The 20,301-nt window shown below is 34.2% G+C and carries 22 protein-coding genes and 1 pseudogene; 17 read left to right on the plus strand and 6 right to left on the minus strand.

Annotation, left to right across the window (positions count from 1 at the left end):
• The gene (locus ABC357_RS10690; RefSeq protein ID WP_412887492.1) at positions 1-864 is read left to right on the plus strand and encodes a protein-glutamine gamma-glutamyltransferase; all 864 of its coding nucleotides are present in this window, start codon (positions 1-3) and stop codon (positions 862-864) included.
• A gap of 348 nt (positions 865-1,212) precedes the next feature.
• Here the strand turns inward: ABC357_RS10690 and ABC357_RS10695 are convergent, their stop codons facing one another.
• Positions 1,213-2,388, minus strand: a complete 1,176-nt coding sequence (locus tag ABC357_RS10695) for a M20 metallopeptidase family protein (protein WP_412887493.1) — start codon at positions 2,386-2,388, stop codon at positions 1,213-1,215.
• Positions 2,389-2,846: 458 nt separating this feature from the next.
• Here ABC357_RS10695 and ABC357_RS10700 point away from each other — a divergent pair, with 458 nt between their 5' ends.
• Positions 2,847-3,002, plus strand: coding sequence for a hypothetical protein (locus ABC357_RS10700; RefSeq protein ID WP_412887494.1), 156 nt, complete (start codon positions 2,847-2,849; stop codon positions 3,000-3,002).
• A 196-nt stretch (positions 3,003-3,198) separates the two neighbouring features.
• On the plus strand, positions 3,199-3,447 hold the full coding sequence (locus ABC357_RS10705; protein WP_412887495.1) for a hypothetical protein: 249 nt from the start codon (positions 3,199-3,201) through the stop codon (positions 3,445-3,447).
• A 786-nt stretch (positions 3,448-4,233) separates the two neighbouring features.
• Here the strand turns inward: ABC357_RS10705 and ABC357_RS10710 are convergent.
• Together ABC357_RS10710 and ABC357_RS10715 are read right to left on the minus strand one after the other, a co-directional pair.
• Positions 4,234-4,443 carry a hypothetical protein gene (locus ABC357_RS10710; RefSeq protein WP_412887496.1) on the minus strand — a complete coding sequence of 70 codons (210 nt, stop codon included), beginning with the start codon at positions 4,441-4,443 and terminating at the stop codon, positions 4,234-4,236.
• 352 nt (positions 4,444-4,795) lie between these two features.
• The gene (locus ABC357_RS10715; protein ID WP_412887497.1) at positions 4,796-5,041 is read right to left on the minus strand and encodes a hypothetical protein; all 246 of its coding nucleotides are present in this window, start codon (positions 5,039-5,041) and stop codon (positions 4,796-4,798) included.
• 454 nt (positions 5,042-5,495) lie between these two features.
• Here ABC357_RS10715 and ABC357_RS10720 point away from each other — a divergent pair, with 454 nt between their 5' ends.
• From ABC357_RS10720 to ABC357_RS10735, 4 genes are all read left to right on the plus strand, one after another.
• Entirely contained in the window at positions 5,496-6,191 is a 696-nt protein-coding gene (locus ABC357_RS10720) for a hypothetical protein (RefSeq protein WP_412887498.1), read from the plus strand.
• Between the two features lie 186 nt (positions 6,192-6,377).
• The gene (locus ABC357_RS10725; protein ID WP_412887499.1) at positions 6,378-6,578 is read left to right on the plus strand and encodes a hypothetical protein; all 201 of its coding nucleotides are present in this window, start codon (positions 6,378-6,380) and stop codon (positions 6,576-6,578) included.
• A gap of 334 nt (positions 6,579-6,912) precedes the next feature.
• Positions 6,913-7,086, plus strand: coding sequence for a YjfB family protein (locus tag ABC357_RS10730; RefSeq protein ID WP_412887500.1), 174 nt, complete (start codon positions 6,913-6,915; stop codon positions 7,084-7,086).
• A gap of 309 nt (positions 7,087-7,395) precedes the next feature.
• Positions 7,396-8,082: a hypothetical protein gene (locus tag ABC357_RS10735; RefSeq protein WP_412887501.1), complete on the plus strand. Its 687-nt coding sequence runs from the start codon at positions 7,396-7,398 to the stop codon at positions 8,080-8,082.
• Between the two features lie 953 nt (positions 8,083-9,035).
• Here ABC357_RS10735 and ABC357_RS10740 read toward each other — a convergent pair.
• Both ABC357_RS10740 and ABC357_RS10745 read right to left on the minus strand, forming a co-directional pair.
• Positions 9,036-9,578: a GrpB family protein gene (locus ABC357_RS10740; protein ID WP_412887502.1), complete on the minus strand. Its 543-nt coding sequence runs from the start codon at positions 9,576-9,578 to the stop codon at positions 9,036-9,038.
• A gap of 144 nt (positions 9,579-9,722) precedes the next feature.
• The gene (locus ABC357_RS10745) at positions 9,723-10,061 is read right to left on the minus strand and encodes a hypothetical protein (RefSeq protein WP_412887503.1); all 339 of its coding nucleotides are present in this window, start codon (positions 10,059-10,061) and stop codon (positions 9,723-9,725) included.
• A 172-nt stretch (positions 10,062-10,233) separates the two neighbouring features.
• On the opposite strand from ABC357_RS10745, the gene ABC357_RS10750 reads away from it, so the two are divergent.
• The 10 genes and pseudogenes from ABC357_RS10750 to ABC357_RS10795 all read left to right on the plus strand — a co-directional run bounded on the left by ABC357_RS10750 (position 10,234) and on the right by ABC357_RS10795 (position 18,669).
• A complete protein-coding gene (locus tag ABC357_RS10750) occupies positions 10,234-10,689 on the plus strand; it encodes a GNAT family N-acetyltransferase (protein WP_412887504.1) in 456 nt (151 codons plus the stop codon).
• Positions 10,690-10,912: 223 nt separating this feature from the next.
• Positions 10,913-11,464, plus strand: a complete 552-nt coding sequence (locus ABC357_RS10755) for a putative glycolipid-binding domain-containing protein (protein ID WP_412887505.1) — start codon at positions 10,913-10,915, stop codon at positions 11,462-11,464.
• 442 nt (positions 11,465-11,906) lie between these two features.
• Complete coding sequence (locus ABC357_RS10760) at positions 11,907-12,158, plus strand: YueH family protein (RefSeq protein WP_412887506.1); 252 nt, start codon at positions 11,907-11,909, stop codon at positions 12,156-12,158.
• A 233-nt stretch (positions 12,159-12,391) separates the two neighbouring features.
• A complete protein-coding gene (locus tag ABC357_RS10765) occupies positions 12,392-12,802 on the plus strand; it encodes a DUF1259 domain-containing protein (protein ID WP_412888635.1) in 411 nt (136 codons plus the stop codon).
• 563 nt (positions 12,803-13,365) lie between these two features.
• Entirely contained in the window at positions 13,366-14,649 is a 1,284-nt protein-coding gene (gene istA, locus ABC357_RS10770) for an IS21 family transposase (protein WP_412885845.1), read from the plus strand.
• Positions 14,649-15,407, plus strand: coding sequence for an IS21-like element helper ATPase IstB (gene istB / locus ABC357_RS10775; RefSeq protein WP_412885551.1), 759 nt, complete (start codon positions 14,649-14,651; stop codon positions 15,405-15,407). The genes istA and istB overlap by 1 nt, the downstream gene beginning before the upstream one ends.
• 1,498 nt (positions 15,408-16,905) lie before the next feature.
• Positions 16,906-17,625: an SH3 domain-containing protein gene (locus ABC357_RS10780; protein ID WP_412887507.1), complete on the plus strand. Its 720-nt coding sequence runs from the start codon at positions 16,906-16,908 to the stop codon at positions 17,623-17,625.
• A gap of 382 nt (positions 17,626-18,007) precedes the next feature.
• Positions 18,008-18,199 (plus strand): annotated as a pseudogene (locus tag ABC357_RS10785) (IS1595 family transposase); the annotation flags it as partial.
• Between the two features lie 17 nt (positions 18,200-18,216).
• Complete coding sequence (locus ABC357_RS10790; protein WP_412887508.1) at positions 18,217-18,345, plus strand: hypothetical protein; 129 nt, start codon at positions 18,217-18,219, stop codon at positions 18,343-18,345.
• A gap of 72 nt (positions 18,346-18,417) precedes the next feature.
• Positions 18,418-18,669 carry a hypothetical protein gene (locus tag ABC357_RS10795; RefSeq protein ID WP_412887509.1) on the plus strand — a complete coding sequence of 84 codons (252 nt, stop codon included), beginning with the start codon at positions 18,418-18,420 and terminating at the stop codon, positions 18,667-18,669.
• Positions 18,670-19,016: 347 nt separating this feature from the next.
• Here the strand turns inward: ABC357_RS10795 and ABC357_RS10800 are convergent, their stop codons facing one another.
• Complete coding sequence (locus ABC357_RS10800) at positions 19,017-19,595, minus strand: cupin domain-containing protein (protein ID WP_412887510.1); 579 nt, start codon at positions 19,593-19,595, stop codon at positions 19,017-19,019.
• Between the last annotated feature and the right edge of the window lie 706 nt (positions 19,596-20,301).

The following is a 20,301-nucleotide window of genomic DNA, read 5'->3' on the forward strand; positions in this document are numbered from 1 at the left end:
ATGATTTCAATAAATGGAATACCCTATCAACAACCTAACATATGGCCTATCGGCAGCATTGAGCATACGATTTTCCAACAATTGATTAAAGATCCCTCCATCCATCATTATCAAACAATAAATGATGCATTGTTTGAAATAGAATTGCGGAAGAACATCATTTTAAGCGCTCGCGCCATGAGCCGGAGCAATGCCGAATTCGAAACGCTCGAAAAATCGCGCGGCAACCCTGCCTATTGGCAAATGACAAATCGCGGCGGATTTCAGCTCAAACCAGGCGTATGGCCGTCAGCTGCTATAAGGGATATTTTTAGCAATAGCTCCCTTTATGCATTTGAGTGTGCAACAGCCATCATTATTATCTACTACTATGCTGTGTTGAATACCATTGGCGACGCCTTATTCAATCAACTATTCCCACATTTATATTTATACAGCTGGCATTCCTCCACCGAGCTTGGCGTGCATACGATCGATACAGATTATTTCATTGCAGGCGATGTTATTTATTTCAAAAATCCAGATTTCGATCCCAATGCTGCCGAATGGCGCGGAGAAAATACTGTACTGCTCGAGGATGGCACATTTTTTGGCCATGGTCTCGAAATTGGGCCGGCAGACCAAATCATACAGGCGTTAAATGACAAGAGAAAGCCAGGCAGCACGCGTAGTGCCTATATGAAAGACGCCGCTACAAGGCTCTCCTTTAATCAACTGGCCCATTTCTCGCCCTCTCAAAATTATCCTTTTTACCGCACAGAGCATTTAATCCTCCATCATAATAAAAGTTCTATCCCATTCAAGAAATATGTCTTTTACTTAAACCAGCTCTATGCCCAGCTGAATCAACAAAACCCATTGTGATAATTCAATGGGTTGTTTGTTTTCAAGTAAATTTTTTCAATCATTGGATTTATAATAGCTATTTTTGGGAAAAATGCCCTTTTAAAACGATCGGGTTGTTTGGGAATAGTCTATCATTCATATTGACGATCATCATCCCATTTGTGATTATTCCAATTTTCTGGAATGAACCGCAATCAAAAGCTGGCACAGAAATACGCTTAGCTATATTTTACCAAATTTCCCTTCTAATGATTCAACGATTAAACATGAGTGCCAGCTGAGAATTGGCGCACCTAAAAAAACCTCAACACCATCGGTATTGAGGTTCCCTCTAATGATTCAACGATCCATGGGAAAGGTGTATCTTTAGTTGTTCGAATGATTGTTCAACCAATTTATGGCTGTATGCGCTACGACAGCAACGCCCAAAGGAATGACCCCTTCATCCAGTATTAAATTCGGATTATGAAGTGGATAGTTTTTATCCCCTAACGCATTGGCCCCCGCCCACATGAACATCGTCGGTACAATATTGCTGATATAGGAAAAATCTTCTGTGCCGGACAACGGCTCTTCATTCACTTCCAAATTATTGTCTCCTACTACTTCTTTGACAAACGGTGCCATTTGATTGCATAACTCTAAATCATTGAATAATGAAGGAGTGGAAATCGTCTCAAGATTATAGCTGCCGCGCATCATTTTGACAGTAGCATCAATAATTTCCGGGATCCGCTTAAATAGATGATCTCTAATTTCAGGATTGAATGTGCGTAGAGTCGCTTCTAAAATGGCCGTATCGGGAATAATATTGGCTACCGTTCCCCCTCCCATTTTTCCGACGACAAGAACAGCCATTTCTCTCGGATCTATTTCCTTGCCGACCAATGCATTCAATTGATTATAGACAGCATTGATTATCATTAATGGATCAATCGCTTTTTGAGGTTCGGAACTATGTCCGCCCTTTCCTTGTACTTTAAGGAAAAAACCATCCAATGATGAAGCTGCAATACCTGGTTTATAACCAAATTTCCCCACTTCTAAGCTCGAATCGACGTGTAAAGCAAGAGCTGCATCCACTTTTGGATGTTCCAGTAAACCATTCTTCACCATATCCTTTGCCCCTGCGCCGATTTCCTCCGCTGGCTGGAACATGATCTTAACCGTGCCATTTATCATTTCTTCCTGCTGCTTTAATAGTTTAGCTGCTCCAAGCATGAATGTCGTATGTATATCATGGCCGCACGCATGCATAAATCCATTAGTGGATTTAAATGCAAGATCTGTTTCTTCTTCAATCGGCAATGCATCCATATCGCCTCTTAAGAGCAATGTTTTTCCATCACCGTTTCCGATCGTGACCACTAAGCCGGCCTTTCCGACCTTCTTGGGTTCTAAACCCATTTTTTTTAACTCTTCTTCCACATATGCAAGTGTATGCTCTAATTCAAAACCAATCTCGGGATTCTGGTGAAGATGTCTACGGTGCTTGACTAATTCCTCTTTTATTTCCTCTGCGAGTGATAAAGTATGATTCATATAAATGACACTCCTTATTCGATAAGATATTTGTCTAATAGGGTTTCTTCTAAACGGAAAGCGCAAATTATGAAGCGCTGCCATTTTAAAAAAATGGAGTTGAAGTAGCGTCCTATTCATAACGCCGATTATGCTCCATTTACAGAAGCAGAAAAGATCTATATGGGCTTTACAAAGGAATTATGTTGCAAATTTTATACCAACTCATTTCCATTAAATGGAGCGGCTGCTTCAATACATAGCATTCCTATAGATAATTATAATAAAATTTATTTAAAATTCTCCTATTTCAAGAGTAGCTGCCTCATCAAGAACATACAGAGGACTATATAATCGTAAAAATTTTTACCATTTTGAAAAAAGTTTTACTACATGAAAAGTTATGAAGCTCTTATAATATGTTATATTTTAACAAATCATATTCTTACGTAATCGTTCACAATGGAGGTGCATTTACAATGAAATTCAAACGCGTTACTTTTCTATTCATCTTTTTAGCTGTCCTGTCTTCCATAATGGTTGGCAATTGGATGAAACAAGGACTTCTAGGTTTAGGAGTGGCCGTCCTATTTTTAATGATTGCTGCTTTTACAACTAAAACCAAGGGAAATTAGCTATTTACAATGTGCTGAACACTTGAAACTGTGCAAGAAATCCAATATCGCTATGGTCAACCTCTTTACCTAAAAATTGAAGAACGCTTATTCAACTATAAGTAAAGCACAAAAAACCACCTGAATGTGCAACTATTGCCATTATAAAATCGTTATATGTATAACTTCAACAAATTTGCGAAAAGGTGGAATTACTATGAATAAATTCTTCGTTTTATCATTATTAACAGTTGTAATGAATATAGTCTTTTTTTTCGTATTTCGAGGTCCAAATGCCAGCATTCTTACGATGATCGGTGTGGCCAGCATTCTTTCTTTAGCCGGCATCATTTTTTCAACACTTTCCAAGAATATTTTTTCTATTATTGGCGGATTACTTCTTAATGGACTAGGATTAGCTTACGCTTTCCTTCTTTTAATGGCTGTCGGGATAGGTGGACTATAATATGTGACTGTTTATATAACATCTTTAAAGGGATTACAATCCGGAAATAAAAAACCATTGTTTTATCCGTCTCCAGAGTTCCCTAAATGAATTCACATGGGACGGCTACTAGATTTATCGCGAATAAAAGCCAGTTTGATAGTCAATTATCCCCTTGTAACTTTAGATCCTCTCATAAAATTTGTTAGGATGCCTATTACAGCATCCTAACACGACATTTGAAGCCTATTTCACCAACAAATATACGGCCGCTTAATCGTTCAATCTGTTATTGTATACAGGACAAGCAGACAATTAGATGTATATTGGATCAGGCACAACAGGATATCTCTTATAATGATTAGGAGTGACTATCCGTGTGGAATCAGGTTGTTAGTGTTCTCAACAAGTTTCACAATAAATAATCCAAAAACGACTAGAGGACAGCACCAACATGGAAACATTGTCACAAGAAGTAAAGTGGGAACCAATCAAATCTATTCAATCAACTATCCGAAAATCCGAAAAGGCCTTGGCAAAGATGACTCAGAAAGGCTCAAATACTACCTTACTAAAGAAACGGCATCCCTCCTAGAGACAGCGTTGCTTGATTTTATTATGAAAATTGAATGCCTCATAATTCCTACTTCCACTTGTGGGAACCCTTTTTTCTTTTAGTCTAACTGACTGTATTCTAGAGAATAAACAAAACCGTATAAGCAGCTTGTCTAGCAAGCACTGCTTACACGGTTCCTATTACACTCTCATAAATTTGCCATTTTATATTCCATTACCCCAGCACTCTCTTTAACGAGATGGGCGAGGTTCTAAACAACGGATACATTTTCTCTGATTGCTGCGTTTAAACTTAGTGAACGTTTTTTCAAATTCATTTCCACATGAACATTTAAACAACAACTTCTGCGAGTAACCTACGTATTCATTGGAAAGCAATTCACACTCTGAATTCTGCTTAACAAATTCACGGATTTCCTTATGAGTCCATTTTTTATTCAAATTAACACCTCCGATAGTAATTTTGATATAAATTACAGGGAGAAGTTCGGATAATGGTCTTTCCTATAGTCTTATGACATTCTATCTTCCTGATTAAGCTATTATACCATAAGAGAATTCTTATTAAGGAATGATCTTGCTACCGTTCATATACCCGCTTCACTTTGAACCACATCGCTTATTTGCCTATTTGGAAAACTCATTAAAAAATGTACAAAACGCTTGTATAAACATATCCATTTTTGATTTTCTCTGCCCATTGATACTCATACTGGGAAAAGAATGTGGAATTGAGTTTTCATGCACAAAAAATCCCCCATTTCAATTTGCCGTATGGGGGATTCCTTCCTCATTAATGAGCCATATGATACTCTCTCCTGAATCTTGCTGCCGCAATCCGTTTCGCTCTTTCTACACTTTTCGCTTTGCCTTTAACCTGAATTTCTTCATGATTGAGGTATACTTCAACATAATCTCCGTGCTCAAGAATTAAAAAATCAGCCAAGATGGCACCTATTGGCATTTGGCCAGCTTCTTCACTTCTCATTCCCTTTCCAATCTCTCCGCCATCCAATAACACTTCCCGTTTTGATTTCATTATGTCTACCTCCTTTATAGAAGGTATTCTTTCCTTTTGTATAAATACCTGTACCCATCATTGTTTATTTTAATAATGCCATTCCTTTGCATCGTCTCAACCCTTTTTAATGTCCATCATATGATCTATAATTAAAAACCAATGTCCCTTACTAATGAATACACTAAAAACACATACAATCTTCACAAGTTTCTGAGACAATCATTTTCATGATAACAGTTGAGGAGAATTTTGATTGAACTTTATACATGATTTAGTAAAAATTGTTATAGTAATAGTTTTATCGTCTACACTTATTCTTTTCATTGTGAAAGTACTATTAAAAATATAAAACGATATTGTCTTAAAAACCTACTAAATAGTAGGTTGTTTTTTTTCACAGTTATCCAGTATATTGAATCTTTAAAGATTGATATCATATAAGATGAATAGATGATGTACATAGGAGGCATACATGATTAGGCAAAATCTTCATTACCTAATAAGCGTATCCGCAATCATAATTCTTGGGATTGTTTTCATTTCTTTCAATAAAAATATTGCTCATATTAATAAACTCACTTCAGACTTATCAAACTCAATAACGTTTAATGAATATTTACATTCCACCGAAACTACTGTTAATCTTAATAAGGCCAGAATAATTATTAACTATGACACGAAAGAGCCTTATGATCATTTAGACACAGTAGAACAATTTAGTTTATTGGAATATTACACTAAACAATTGAAGTATTTTTTACGAAATACCAAAAACTCATTACTGCCCTATATTTCCGAAATACATTTGATTTCTGATAAAGGCAAATATCCATTCAAATTTATAAATGAAATAAAAAACCATAAGAGCGGTACAAATAGTAATAGCATCCTTTATATGAACGATCAGAAGATTTATACTTCAGGACTGCTTAAACACCAAATCAAAATGTATAGAAATAATCATCCTGAAGAAAAAAAAGACCTCGAAATATTAAACTATGCATATAATTTGTATAGAACACTTACCCAAAACGGTAAATATTATAATCCAACGTCTGATTCAAAAATAATCCTAAAAAATGTATCTCAAAAATTTAATATCACTTTTGAGGAATATGAATATATTTATAAAAAATATGCTCTTGGTTTTGCAGATATTTCTCTATAAAAAGGCTTCGGATCACCCATTGAAACAATCTTTGTTCCGTTGACATCCTGACGATTTTGGTAGAAGGTTTGTATAATACTGTTTCCCGCTAAGCAGAAGAGCGCACCCAATTATGTCTGATTCTCACTGCGTTAATTGTATTTCATACAATATTTACATATAATGGCATAGAAGGAGCTGACACTAATGGCATATATTTTGTTGTATGGAACCATTATTTTAATTCTGTTGGCAGTATATAGAATCGTCTTCAAGAAAAGAAGAAAAAAACTAGGTGTTCTTTATACACCATTCGATGACATAACAAGCGGCCGTAATACTCAAACTAGTAATAGGAACTTAGATGAGGATACTAAACATAGCCATACCTATCTGGAGAGATTATAAATAGGTCTTTTGCCCTTTCTGATGTGAAAGGGCAATCTTTTTTCCACCCTGGGTAAAATAGCATTTTTCTCATGAAATGCCCATGAGTCCATACAAAATATCACTTTTTATCAGTAAAGTAAATTTTTGCATTGATGTAGGGCATCCTCTCTTCTTGTCGCAATTTTCTTTCTTATAGATTATAGTCCAAATCTTTGTTATTATAATAATTCAACATTCAACACTACCCATGTTGTAGATTGAAGGTGAAAGAGCTTACCATTTCAGGTGAGCTCTTTTTCATTTTTCTTGAATATCCGCAACTTGAACCGATATATAAATAAGAGGTGATACAATGGATATCGCAGCATTGTCGATTGGAATGAAACAAGCTTCACTTAGTCAAAGCGTCAGCATTGCCCTAACAAAAAAAGCCATGGACTCAACAGAACAAACCAGTGCTGAATTAATGAAAATGATCGAAGCTACCCATCCGACTCTAGGTAATTCACTAGACTTAAAAGCTTAAATCAGAAATGCACTCAAGAAGGAGTGCATTTTCTGATTTGTTAACTAAACAGGCTCATAATGGATTTCTAGTCATTTCACAAACCCTACTTTATAATCAGCGAAGATAGGAAAACTATACTCAATTATTAATCTCTGGCTACGAAAATCCTAATTAACAGTGCCTACAAATCCCCCTGCCCTTTTCCATCATTTAGTCAAAAACCAAGCTCTTTCTAGCCTCCTAAAAAATAGCCAAAAATTATATGATGTTTTTTTCCAATCCTCTTGTTATTCTAATATAAATAATAAATAAGTAAGGGGCGTTACCTTGTTTAAAAAAACGATTCTCTCTTTAACGATTTTGCTCTTTTTATTGCTTGGTATTTCAACCATTTTTACGTTGCATAACGTGCATGCCACTACAAAACAATTAGAGAATTATACACATGCATTATTAGGAGAACAGCTAAGGAGCTTATTAAGTTTTGAGGATTGTGAGATTCAGGGACAGGAGATCATTATTAAAACTAAACTTCACGAGAATTTTTCTCAACTAGATGTAAAATCACGCTATGGGTATCTATCCTTTTATGCAAAGCATTTAAGATATAGTTTAAGAAATCAGTCAACGTACAATGTAACTCAATATTTCGATATCAAAATCATTGGGTCATATAATAATACTATATACGTCTTACATAATTATGTCCCCGACAAAAAAGTGAAAGTGAAGAGTAAAAGTTCGTTATTTATTAATGATGCTTTGGTTTATAATTCTACACAATATAAAAAAGACATTAATCGCTATAGATCGAACAACCGCGATTTTATTGATCACGATGAACAGATCCTAAGCTATGCAATAAACCTGTTTAACACAATAACAACAAACGGAAAATATTATAATCATAAAAAAGATGCTAAAATTATTTTAGACATGGTTACAGATAAATTTCAAATAACTCCTGAAGAATATGAAAAAATATACTTAAAGTACTTCTTTTTAACAGAATAAAATAATCCTATTCCCTCCTCTTTCATTCTATATACAGCTATGCTTTACAAAGATGCATTCCGCTGCAGTTAAATTTGAAGATGCGGGCATGCTTAGTGCCAATCCTAATGGCTTCTAAGTTTCCAGTAGATTCACGCCCATATATTATTTATGGGTACTTTTTGCATGTATGCCTAAGAATCATTTATATATGCTAATATTCCCCAAGAAAATTTCGCAGCCATTAACAGACAGACTTGCTTACCTAATTAATACCTATTATTAGAAAGTAAGCAAAATGATATCTTCTCTCCTATCAATTAATAACTTGTAGATTCATCAAAAAAGTTATTCTATAATAAGATGTATTTATTACCTAAGTATTATCTAAGGAGAGAACTATGTATTTTTGGAATATGAATAAACTCGTTACAGCATTACAAAAAGAGGCACTCACTAAGAAACAGAAAAACACTTACTATATAGCATTCTGGATACTTACAGCTTTGAATTTTCTTCTCATCCCAATAGCGTATGACCCTGCCCTATTAAACAAATATGATTAGAAAAAAACTTGGTTTTTTCCTACCCTTTGTCGCCTTACTAATCCCACTCTTTTTAAGAACAATGCTATGGACCTTCATTTCAATTGTAGTGTTATACTTCGTTTTGGGGATATTTGCCCCTGACTCCGCATACTTCATATCAGACGAAAGCAATATACTGGATTCCATTTGTATAGCTATTATTAACGTAGTCATTAATTTGTTGAACATCCGTTATTTTAAAAAAATCGTCAACTAGAAAAAGCTCTCTAAGGCTTTTTCTTTTTCCCCCTTGCAGCTTCCTTCTCTGCCTGAATCTGAATGTATCACTATGATAGCACTTCATCTCTTCCATTTTAACGCGCAGCTACAATTTCTATTCCACAATAACAGACAAAAGCCGCCTTAAATGACAGCTGATAATCTGAATTACATATCTGTAACTTTATGATCAATTTGCCCATACTCATACCAAATCAATGCTTTTAGTTCAATTTCTTTAATTAAATAGTCCTTACCCTTTATGTATGATTCAATGACATCAGGAAATTGACGCGCTAACGTTTCCTTTAACCTTCCATACAGTTCCCTCTCGTTTGGGTGTAATTTTAAATAGTCACGGAAAGCCAAGTGCCTTTTTATTTCATGACTCCCAACCTGATAGATATGAACATGATGTGAGCGATAGTCTCCACCTTTTTGAAAGTATCTGCGTTGAACGATCCCATTTTCACCTTTAGCTTCATATCCGATTTCTTGCATCATATTATTATATGTATCTACCTTATTAATATCTTTCACGACAGGCATTATGTCTATTATTGGTTTAGCTTTTAATCCTGGAACAGAGGTACTGCCGATATGGTGTATATCTATGATTTCATCCCCGAAAACAAGGTTCAGTTTTTCAGCCTCTTCTGAAAAGTGTTGAACCCATCTCGCATCGTACGATCTTACTTCCACCTTCCGCAATTGGCTCCCTCCCAATCATTGTTTTCATTTATTCATGCTTGCATTTAACCTTATTCTTACACTAACCAAAACTGTTTGCCTTATTACCAAAAGGCTTCAAACTAGCAGCCCGTATATTTTTTTCTATTTTCATCAATAGCTCCTCTATCCGAAGTATTGAAAATATAGTTGATAAAGAGCGAGACAAAACCCTAGTATACTTGCCTTCATTTTAGCTGGATGCTTCTTCTTACTGGAAAACAAGTAACAAATAATAAAGATAAATCCTAAAGGGATATATAGCCGAAAGACACCCGCTTCTGTATAGCTAGAATAAACGGGCGTAGTGTAAGCACTAATCAGAAAATAAAAGTAAAGGCTAAAGCGCCGAGTTTCTAATTGCTTACTCCACTTTATCAAAAAGAATAGACAGATTACTAAGTATATTGTAATAGGTAAAGGCGGTAAAACAATAGTAGCACCTTCTCCCACTTTAAATTCCATTCAGCATCTCCTCCTATGTAATTAATATACCATTATTATGGTAAAAAAAGGGTAACTTTGCCAACACCTGCACTTCAGCTTTAAAAAAAAATAATACAGAATAAAGCTAAGCAATAATTTAAATATTAAAATAAATGCATTATAATTAAGCAAAGGATGGTGTTACAACGGTATGATCATTAAACTAGATGATTTAACAGATAAAAAGAGTATTGATCTTATTAGCACACACCTAACAGGTATGGCTGAAAATTCCCCTCCCGCGAGTGTTCACGCCTTGAATATCTATGGGCTTAAGCGAGATGATATTGCTTTTTATAGTGCCTGGCAAAACAATGAGATTATGGGCTGTGGAGCCTTAAAAGAACTTACGGCCAAACATGGAGAGATAAAATCAATGCGCACAGCAAAAGAACATTTGAGAAAAGGCGTTGCCAGAGCCTTGTTACAGCATATTATTAATGAAGCCAAATTGCGCGGTTATACAAAAGTAAGCCTAGAAACAGGTTCTATGGAAGCCTTTCAACCAGCTCATCGACTATATGAAAGCTTTGGTTTTACATATTGCGATTCTTTTGATAACTATAAGGATGACCCAAACAGTCGGTTTATGACAATGAACCTATAATAGAATGTGAATTTCTAATTTTAAAGAATATCCTTCCGTACTCTACGATCAGAATGACCATTTACTCATTCTTCAAAGAAATAGTTTTAGCTCTTTTGATTTTTGGCATAAGTGGAAGGAATAAAGAAATAAAAAAACACTTACAATATCATATGTTCAATTAATATTCATATCATTTCCATTTCTATATAACCGATCGATTTTATCAAAGGGTGCTGATCATATGAAAAAATTCGCCATATGGGAAAAAAGAGAAGTATACAGTTCTGAACTTTTGGAAATATCAACTTCAAATGACGTCACTACAGTAAATAGCACCATTATCTCGCTAGAAAGTGGTTCTCCTTTAAAGATTAACTATCAAATAACGCTAAATCGTTGGTTTACTAAAAATCTTTATTTAAATATACCTCATCTTGATAAGAGCCTGTTTATTCAAACAAATCCTAAACGACAATGGTTTGACAAGGAACAGAACGAGCTGACTGAACTTTACGGGGCAATTGATATTGATCTATCTTGTACGCCTTTTACAAACACGTTACCAATTAATCGTTCGAACTGGATCATAAATCAACCTCAGATTTTCCATATGGTTTATATTAAAGTGCCTGAACTAACCCTTAAGAAAGTTAAACAAATATATACTCTTATCAAAGACGAAGATGATTATCAACTATTTAGTTATAGAAGCGCAACGTTTCAAACTACGATTATGATAGATAGAGATGGATTAGTAATTGATTATCCTAAACTCTTCCATCGAAAATACTAGAGCTTTGGCTCGGATGATCATCTGAGCCAAACCCTCCTTTTTTTGTGAAGTCCTTCAATCTTGCGGTTAGTTTTGTAACACTAAACATTTTGCTGCCTATGATTACATATAAAAAAGCCGCCATTATCTGCTTTCCAAATGTAAATATTCCTTGCCTAACATTTGTACACCCAAAATTGTTTCTATAAAGATACTTCATTGTTTGAATGGTTATACAATAAATTACAAACCTATTTCCCCTACTTAGCTAGTGTTAATTTGAATACTGAAGTCCCTTCCCATTCCCGATGGCAAAAAATGCACTTAACAGCATTTTTTTGTAATTATGTTTTAAAATTTGTAATGAAAAATTTATTTGTATTTCTATTAAAAATATATTAAATTTGCAATGCACCATACGAACAAGATTGGGTTCATATTCGAATAAAGGCGGGATTGCTTCATGATAATATTACAAAAGGACTTTAATTTTACAAACTATCGAACAATCAAAATTTATTTCCAAAAGTTCAAAAAAGATGGAAAATGTGTAGTTTGTATTCCATTTCTCTCATGGTCAGTAGAATATTCGAGTAAAGATGACATATCCCAAATCTATGAAGTTTTAACAAAGTCATTAGATTTTCATCTTTATCAAGGAAATACTGATAAATTAGCAAAGTTTATCATCTCTATGACTCAACAATGTACATGACTTTACTTACATAAGTTAATTGAAGATTTTCCAATTTTTAAAATTATGGATTTATAGATAAATAGTTGAGAGAGGATATTCATATTATATCTATTTTTCTAGAAATGATTATTTCTCTAAAAACATTCATAAACTTACTTTTCAGCTAATAGTCCAAACAAACTTTTTAAGTGCATCATATTGTAGAGTATGGACAAATACAAGCTAAAAATAAAGTTGAAAGGACGTTTATGATGAATTGTAATTGCTTAGATGATCTTTGCCAGGAATTTGCTAGAATACTTGGTGGAGTTGGTAGCTTAGATGATAATGGAGTTTGTTTGGTACAAAAGTTTAGAAATCTTGACTTTACTATTCTCGGACGTGAAACACGCTCTCCTTTAGTAAACCCTCAATTTTTTACTTTTGAAGACTTAGATGACAAAGGTAATGCATTAAACTTAGGAGAAACTGTCTTGTTAGAAGATGAAATAAACCCTTTATTAACAGAGCTCAGAAAAAGAAATTTAATTGTAACTGCTGTTCATAATCATTGGTTATTTGATTGTCCAAGAGCAATGTACATGCACTTTGAATCAGTTGAACCTCCATTACAATTTGCCAGAAAAGTAAGAGAAGCTTTTAAAGTTTTAAGAGATTGTTAATGAATAAAACGGTATGGAATTGAATCGGGAGATAAAGGAAGTAACGTTTAGACAGTTATTTATATATACTTGTTTTAGTCGAAATGACAACTAACCTTCCAAGGAAATAAACAGTTAGATAAGACTTATCTATTTGCAGAAAGCCCCTACTCAATGAGAAGGGGCTTTCTTAATTTACTTCATCTTCATATCCTGCACAAGTCTGCGTATTCGTTTTTTAAAGTATTTACCTTTTTGTAAGGCATCTATTATCAAGCGATCATCTTTAGCAGTTTCGTACAAACTCAGCTTTACTTCCGATTCAGCCAGTAATTGAATTGCCGAAGTTAGATGCGCTCGAAATGTAGATGCATTCAAAAAATGGACGTAACTAATGAAAAGGCAAGACCTCCATCTTCACCTAAACTTCTACTATTAAAGCATGATTATGTCACTGTTTAACATACTATAGATTCAATAACCAGTTGCTATTTAGAAATGCTAATTTAAATATGTACAGTATTGCTCGAATAAATATGTACAAATTTGATATGAATCTACATACTAATCTTGGGGGGATTAGTATGTACATAACAATGAATATTGATATCGATTTTGAGATTAAAAGTCTTTCAGACTTACCGAAATTCAAACAGATTATGGAGCATATGAAAATGAAAATCAATAAAAGTAAGCTAGCAAAGGAATTGGGTGTGGATCGGCGGACAATTGATAAATATCTAAATGGCTTTATCCCAAAAAGAAAAAGGGAAAAGCCCTCAAAGATTGATCCTTATTATGAAATAATAGCCGCATTGTTATCAGAAGATTCAAAACAGGTATTTTATTACCGTCGTATGCTTTGGCAGTACCTAAAAGACAATCATGGATTGGAATGTGGAGCTTCAACCTTCCGTGCGTATATAGCTCGTACACCTGAATTTAATGCCTACTTTGAAGAGGATAAACGTATTTCTTCACCCAAAGGGACAGTCCGATTTGAAACGCCACCAGGTAAGCAGGCCCAATTAGATTGGAAGGAAAACATTTTATTCGAAACCAAAGAGGGAGAAAAGATAGAAGTCAATGTGGCGGCTTTCATTTTATCAAATTCCAGATTCCGAACATTTCAATTAAGTCTTTCTAAGTCACAGAGTACCTTACTTTCTTTTTTAACAGATACTTTTGAAGCAATTGGCGGAGTTCCAGCTGAAATCCTTACGGATAATATGAAAACGGTAATGGATGAAGCGAGGACTGATTATCAACCTGGGAAAGTGAATGCGAAATTTGATCAGTTTGCGAGGGACTTTGATTTTAAAGTCAAACCATGTATTGCAGGACGACCGAGAACCAAGGGGAAAATTGAATCCACAATGAAACTCCTTGATGAAATTCATGCGTACCAAGGTCAACTGACAATGGAGGAACTTCATCTATTCATACAGGATTTAGGGAATAGAATGAATCACCAGATCCATCAAGGAACGGGGAAAATACCGATTATGGAATTCAAAAAAGAAAGGAACCACTTACTCCAGCTACCAACTGACAAAGTAAGAGATTCCTATCGCATCAAACATACACATGTAAAAGTCAATGCATCAAACATGATTTCCTACAAATCGAATCAATACTCTGTACCACCAGAATATCAAGGAAAAAAAGTAGGCTTACAGGTGTATGATGACTACTTGTGGATTTATTATAACATGAAACTGATCGCCCAACATCCAATTAGTAACGCTAAACTTAATTATCAAGAGGAACATTATAAGGCAAGCTTACTTGTTTCCACCCCTCATTATCCTGAAATCGACGATTTAGCAAAACGGAATTTAGCAACGATTGGAGAAGTGTATAAATAATGAATCCAACTACAAACTATCAACAATTATTATGGAATCTTGACTATCTAAAGTTAAAGCAAATGAGCTTACATTTAAATGAAATCGTAGACTTCAGCGTAAAGCATCAGATGTCATTTATCGACACATTAATCAAGTTGACTGCGTATGAAATAGACATACGGGAGAAAAACATGACGCAATCGATGGTGAAGGTCGCAGCTTTCCCTCATTTTAAGGAGGTGAAAGATTTCGATTTTACCTTTCAAACATCGATTAACCAACAGCAGATTCTAGACTTCCTTACATTGCGTTTTATCGAGGAGAATGAAAATATTGTGTTTTTAGGACCAAGTGGTGTCGGTAAAACCCATTTGGCCACAGCAATAGGGATTGCGGCAGCAAAGAAACGGACGAGTACCTATTTTATTAAGTGCCATGACTTGATTCAAAATTTGAGGAAAGCTCGATTAGAAAATCGGTTAGAGAGCCGTTTGAAGCATTACAGCAAATACAGACTGTTAATCATCGATGAAATCGGTTATTTACCGATTGATCACGAAGACGCTAAGTTGTTTTTCCAGCTGATTGATCGAAGATATGAAAAAAGAAGTACCATCTTAACAACCAATGTGAATTTCAAAGCGTGGGATGAAATATTTCAGGAACCTAAACTGGCCAATGCCATATTAGACCGCATTTTACATCATGCGACAGTTGTGCCTATGATAGGTGATTCATACCGATTAAAGGATCATTTAGCAAAAGAGAACGAGTAATTCTGTACATCCTTATCCAAGCGAAAGTGTACATATTTATGTTGACATTTACATGCTATTATTAGTTGCTTCATTTTGACTGCATACTCCCCACTTCTTACTTCCAAATTCACCTCCTATAAAAACGATTTCCTCATGCTTCCAATCGTATTATTTGCAAGATGAGGATTTAGTAAGGTATATTCAATTATCAATCAATAATCTTAACAACGGAGTATAAAACATGAAACGAGCAGAACTATCATCTATACTTAGATGATCAAAACCAAGCATCATTTCATTTCTTTTAAGTCTTTGTATAGGTATTTATATCGTAACAAAAGGAATGATTAATCTCATTGCTCATAAAGGTTGGGCGGACAGTCCACCTGACATTTTTTGGGGATGCTATTTCATGTTTAATGGTTTTTGATTTATAGAAAAGAAGCCATAGAATATAGCAAGCAATGAAAAGAAATAATTGAAGATGATGAATGATATCAACCCCTAACTATTTTCTCTGAGGTGCAAAATGTATCAGTTCGCACATGAAATTCGAAAAAAAAAGCGAAAAGAAAAAGTATATTCTATACTATTTTTACTATTTTCATTGATCGATTTAATAAGGAGTATAATTGATAAAAAATGTATTGAAGGATTAATTCTTCTATTATTAATCCCGGTTGTATATTATTTTTACAAACGAAAAAAAGTATGGGCATATTTATGGGTGAACACTTATGTTTGGATTGGATTAATAGTCATGGGTGTACTATTAATAGCATATATAGTGAATTTTGCGTCTAGCATATTATGACTATTTTAATTCTCTTCCCTTTTAAATGAAAGTACCATTTTAATGGTCTCAATCCTTGAACATTCCCTATACTTACCATAATGATATAAGTATAATGAAGCGTTGCCTCTTTCCAATTACTCACTTTAGCAAGCGTTCCCCTAAAACTTAAATCTGAGGAATGAGAACGTTGGCTATTGTATCACTGAAAGACTAAGTTTCTCTCTGGTCTTTCAATGCACACTTTTGCTACATCTATAGTGTTTCATTACCAATTTTGAAAATTGCTGCTTTTCACTGATAGTTGAACTACATCAATGATTTCACTATTCATCCTTTACAAATTTCAGACTGTCTTATGTACATCTAACTTGATATCTTAATTTTTTTCTAAGAGCTACCATTGATTCGTTAGCACACTGATTCACATACACAATACTTTTTCTATTTATCACTATTATCTTCAAAATCAACAATTGTGCTACCAAACTTAACTACGGATCCTTCTCGTCTATTATGAAACTCATATAATCGATCTCTTCTTTCTCCCGATAACGGGTTCCTTCATTATCAGTACCTCTCTTATTTTCACATATAATCTAAAAATAGTACTTTTGTCTTACAATACTAGAATTATATTAAATCCATTTCCTTATTTATATGGTTTTATTTTACATTGTTGTATATAATTATAAATACTATAAAAAAAAGGGGGGTACACTTATGAATATTGGAAATAAACTAAAAGGGATAATTATTCTTGCTTTACTCTTCGGAATGTTATCTCCGTTTGCAAGTCCGCTGAAAGCTCAAGCTGCATCGGTTCAACAAGGAGTAGTTGATATCACTTCGGGCAAGTTAATTGTTCGCAGTAGTCCAAATGCAAAGGCAAGCACTATTGGATCTCTCAGTAAGAGCCAAAAAGTCGCAGTGCTATCTCAAAAAAATGGATGGGCTCAAATTCAATATGGAAGTAAAAAGGGATATGTTTCATTACAGTATTTGAGATTCTACCTTTCTACTTCATCCAGTAGTGTAAAGAAAATAACGGATAGAGTAATTAGTATTCAAAGAGATACTTGGGATAGAACTCTATCAAAACAGCAGATATATTCTATACTGGCTCCAGCGTATACAAAGGCTTATATTGACGGCTATTTTAAAGTTCATATGAGAACAGATGGCAAACGGAACGGTGTGCAAATGTACCATATCAATGAAACAGATATATTTGGATATGCTATTTCAACATTTGACTGGGCTAAGCAGTACGATCCGATGCCAACCCATTCATACTATAAGAAGAACAACTCTGAATACCTCATCGTTTCACAATATAAAAATGATGAGATGGACGGAAATCACACACTGACCCTTTCACTAATTAAAGAACCAAAATCATCATGGAAAGTGTATGGAATAAATCGTGTGTACGATAAATAGTATGCAAAGAAGCCCTCTAAGGGCTTCTTTTTAGCATATAAAAAAACAGATTATCAAACTTCGACTGTATATGTAGTTCCTTAAGCTTCAAGTACTCTTCTTGCCAACCTTCGGGAGCGTATTTAAACCCCTTAACATCGAACAATGCCTTAAGCATAGACGGATACCCACAATGATGTTATATTCAACTACTGAGCAATTCTGTATTGATTCCATACATTGTAAAATGTTGATCGTAAATTAAAGGAGCATCTAGAGTAGTATGATTATTTTCCAAATAATGGTTACCTTTCTTGTTTTCACCCTAGGAATTACTGCTTTGTATTATTCAGTTCGGGCAAAAAAGCGAGATGTGAAAAAAATGGCCCAATCCGCTCAATGGCTCCTTTCTCGTTTAAATTATTGGTTAAATCGTTTAAAGGTGTAGCTACTCAGTACCTTGATAATTACCTTGCTTGGTTCTTATTTGTCGATAGCCACAGTAACACAAAACATACAATTCTTACTTTCGTCATTTGTATTTGAAATGAAGGATACTTATAATAGTTTGCGTTTATCTAAATTTAGTGTGTAACAGGTGGTGATCACAGGATGAAACTTCCTAATGGAGTAACTGGTTTTTATAATTCAGAAGCCAATAAACCCCCAAAAGTAGAAGAAAAACAGTTCAAGCAATTATGCTTCGATATTGTATCCCGTAACGGTGGAAAAGTAATATGAATTAATACACCCTCATTTCCAGCAAATTTTTATTATGCTCAAGTCGAGATTCAAGAGAATAGGATATATATCTTGCTGAATGGACATTATCCTTATCTTACTTTTGCATCCGCAGTTGAATTTGGAGGCATCAAATTCATCGATAATCCTTTTCTTTATGAACAATTTGCTGCATTCTATCAAATAATAGGTACAGTAGAGCTAAACAGCCCTTTTAATCAAAATATGGTAAAGAAAACAGACTTAAATAATGCTGAATTGGAACAACTGGCTTACTGGAAGCCCGAAACGGTAGGTCAAATAATCTTCAACTACTGGGATTAAACAATTAGGAACTCCAATTTTTACGGAGTTCCTACATTTCATTTAAAAAACAATATTTAAGTTTAACAGAGCCAATTTTTAAATAACGTGATACAATTATTTAATGTTCCTATTTTTAGAAAAGATGTGAAATAAATGGATTACAAATTAATCACACTCATAATCATCCCTATAACAATAATAGGTATAATACTGGCAGTCCTTTTACCAGATAAATACTTACCTTATATCTGTTTAGGTATTATTATATCTTTTTGGATCCTCCAATCATTAGTTAAGGTTATTTATAGAGAAAAAGAGATTTCAAAATCAAAAGCCCCTCCAATTAAGTAAGGGCTTTCACCTTTTTATGGACTATTAGAGTGAAAACTGCGCTCGGTAGCCAAAGCATCAGCTTTAGTCTCATGAACTGTTCCAAATGGATGTTGTTTAGGGGCGTATATAGAATAGAGCTTCAACGGTGTATTTCCTGTATTGGTTACATTATGCCATGTTCCAGCAGGTATCATAATCGCAAAATCATCATAAACGTTTTGTACATAGTTCAAATTATTTTTAGTTTTTCCCATTTGAACTACTCCTTGCCCTTGTTCAATACGCAAAAATTGATCAACATTAGGATGAATTTCTAAACCAATATCTTCCCCAATCTTAAGACTCATCAATGTTACTTGCAAATGTTCTCCAGTCCATATTGCAGTTCGGTAGGTATTGTTTTGTTTTGTTGCCTCATTGATATTAACCACATATGGTTGCTTTCCATAATCATTTAATTCCCTATAATCACTTTCAATCGGCTGATGATAAAACAATTGGTTGGCAACAGCATGATTATGCCAATGTCCCATATTATTTATTGGTTCATAAAAATAAATAGAATTTGGATATTGATATTGGTAAGTAGAGAAAAAAGGAGCATAATACATTTTCAAACCCCCTCCAATGCTTTTACATATCCTATGCAACGTTTTAAAGATATGACTAACATGATAATAAACCTTTAATTTGCAGATTTACTCGTGATAAAATGGTATAAATATCCATACCTTTTTTATAGGTAGAAGGGGCGGTAAATACTATGTTTTTTGCTGTGATTGATGTATATTTAATGCCCATTTTTTGTATCATTTTTTGTCTTAACTTAGTCGGTGTAATCAGAAGTCAATTGCAAAAGAAAGTACATCTAGAAACATATTTTGGCTAACATTTTCGTTTGTGTTCATATTTTGGAGCATCTCGGCTGTAGCTCTGTTTTAATGTTGATCTACCCTATTATCGGATTGGTTTAAAAGTACCCACTCTCATTATTAAGGATGTCGTACCTTATGAAATGTCCGAAATGTAAAAATAAAATATCCATTTATAAGAAAATCAAACTACAACAAAAAGATTCTTTTGATATTGAATGCCCATACTGTAGTTCAGTTTTAACAGCAACCCTTTTTTCAAAGATTCTTATATCAATACTTTTTGCAGCATTTATTTTTTCCATTCCAATGCTTGTTGACCTTAAGGCTTATCTCATTCTTCAGGTACTCATAATTATTTGCTTTTCGTTCATTTTAGTAAGAATTATTGGGCCGTTGCTGTACCGATATAGAAAAAAGTAATTGTTTAAGAGTGAATTAAGCC

The sequence above is a fragment of the Bacillus kalamii genome, from assembly GCF_047238185.1.
Taxonomy (GTDB): Bacteria; Bacillota; Bacilli; order Bacillales; family DSM-1321; genus Bacillus_AD.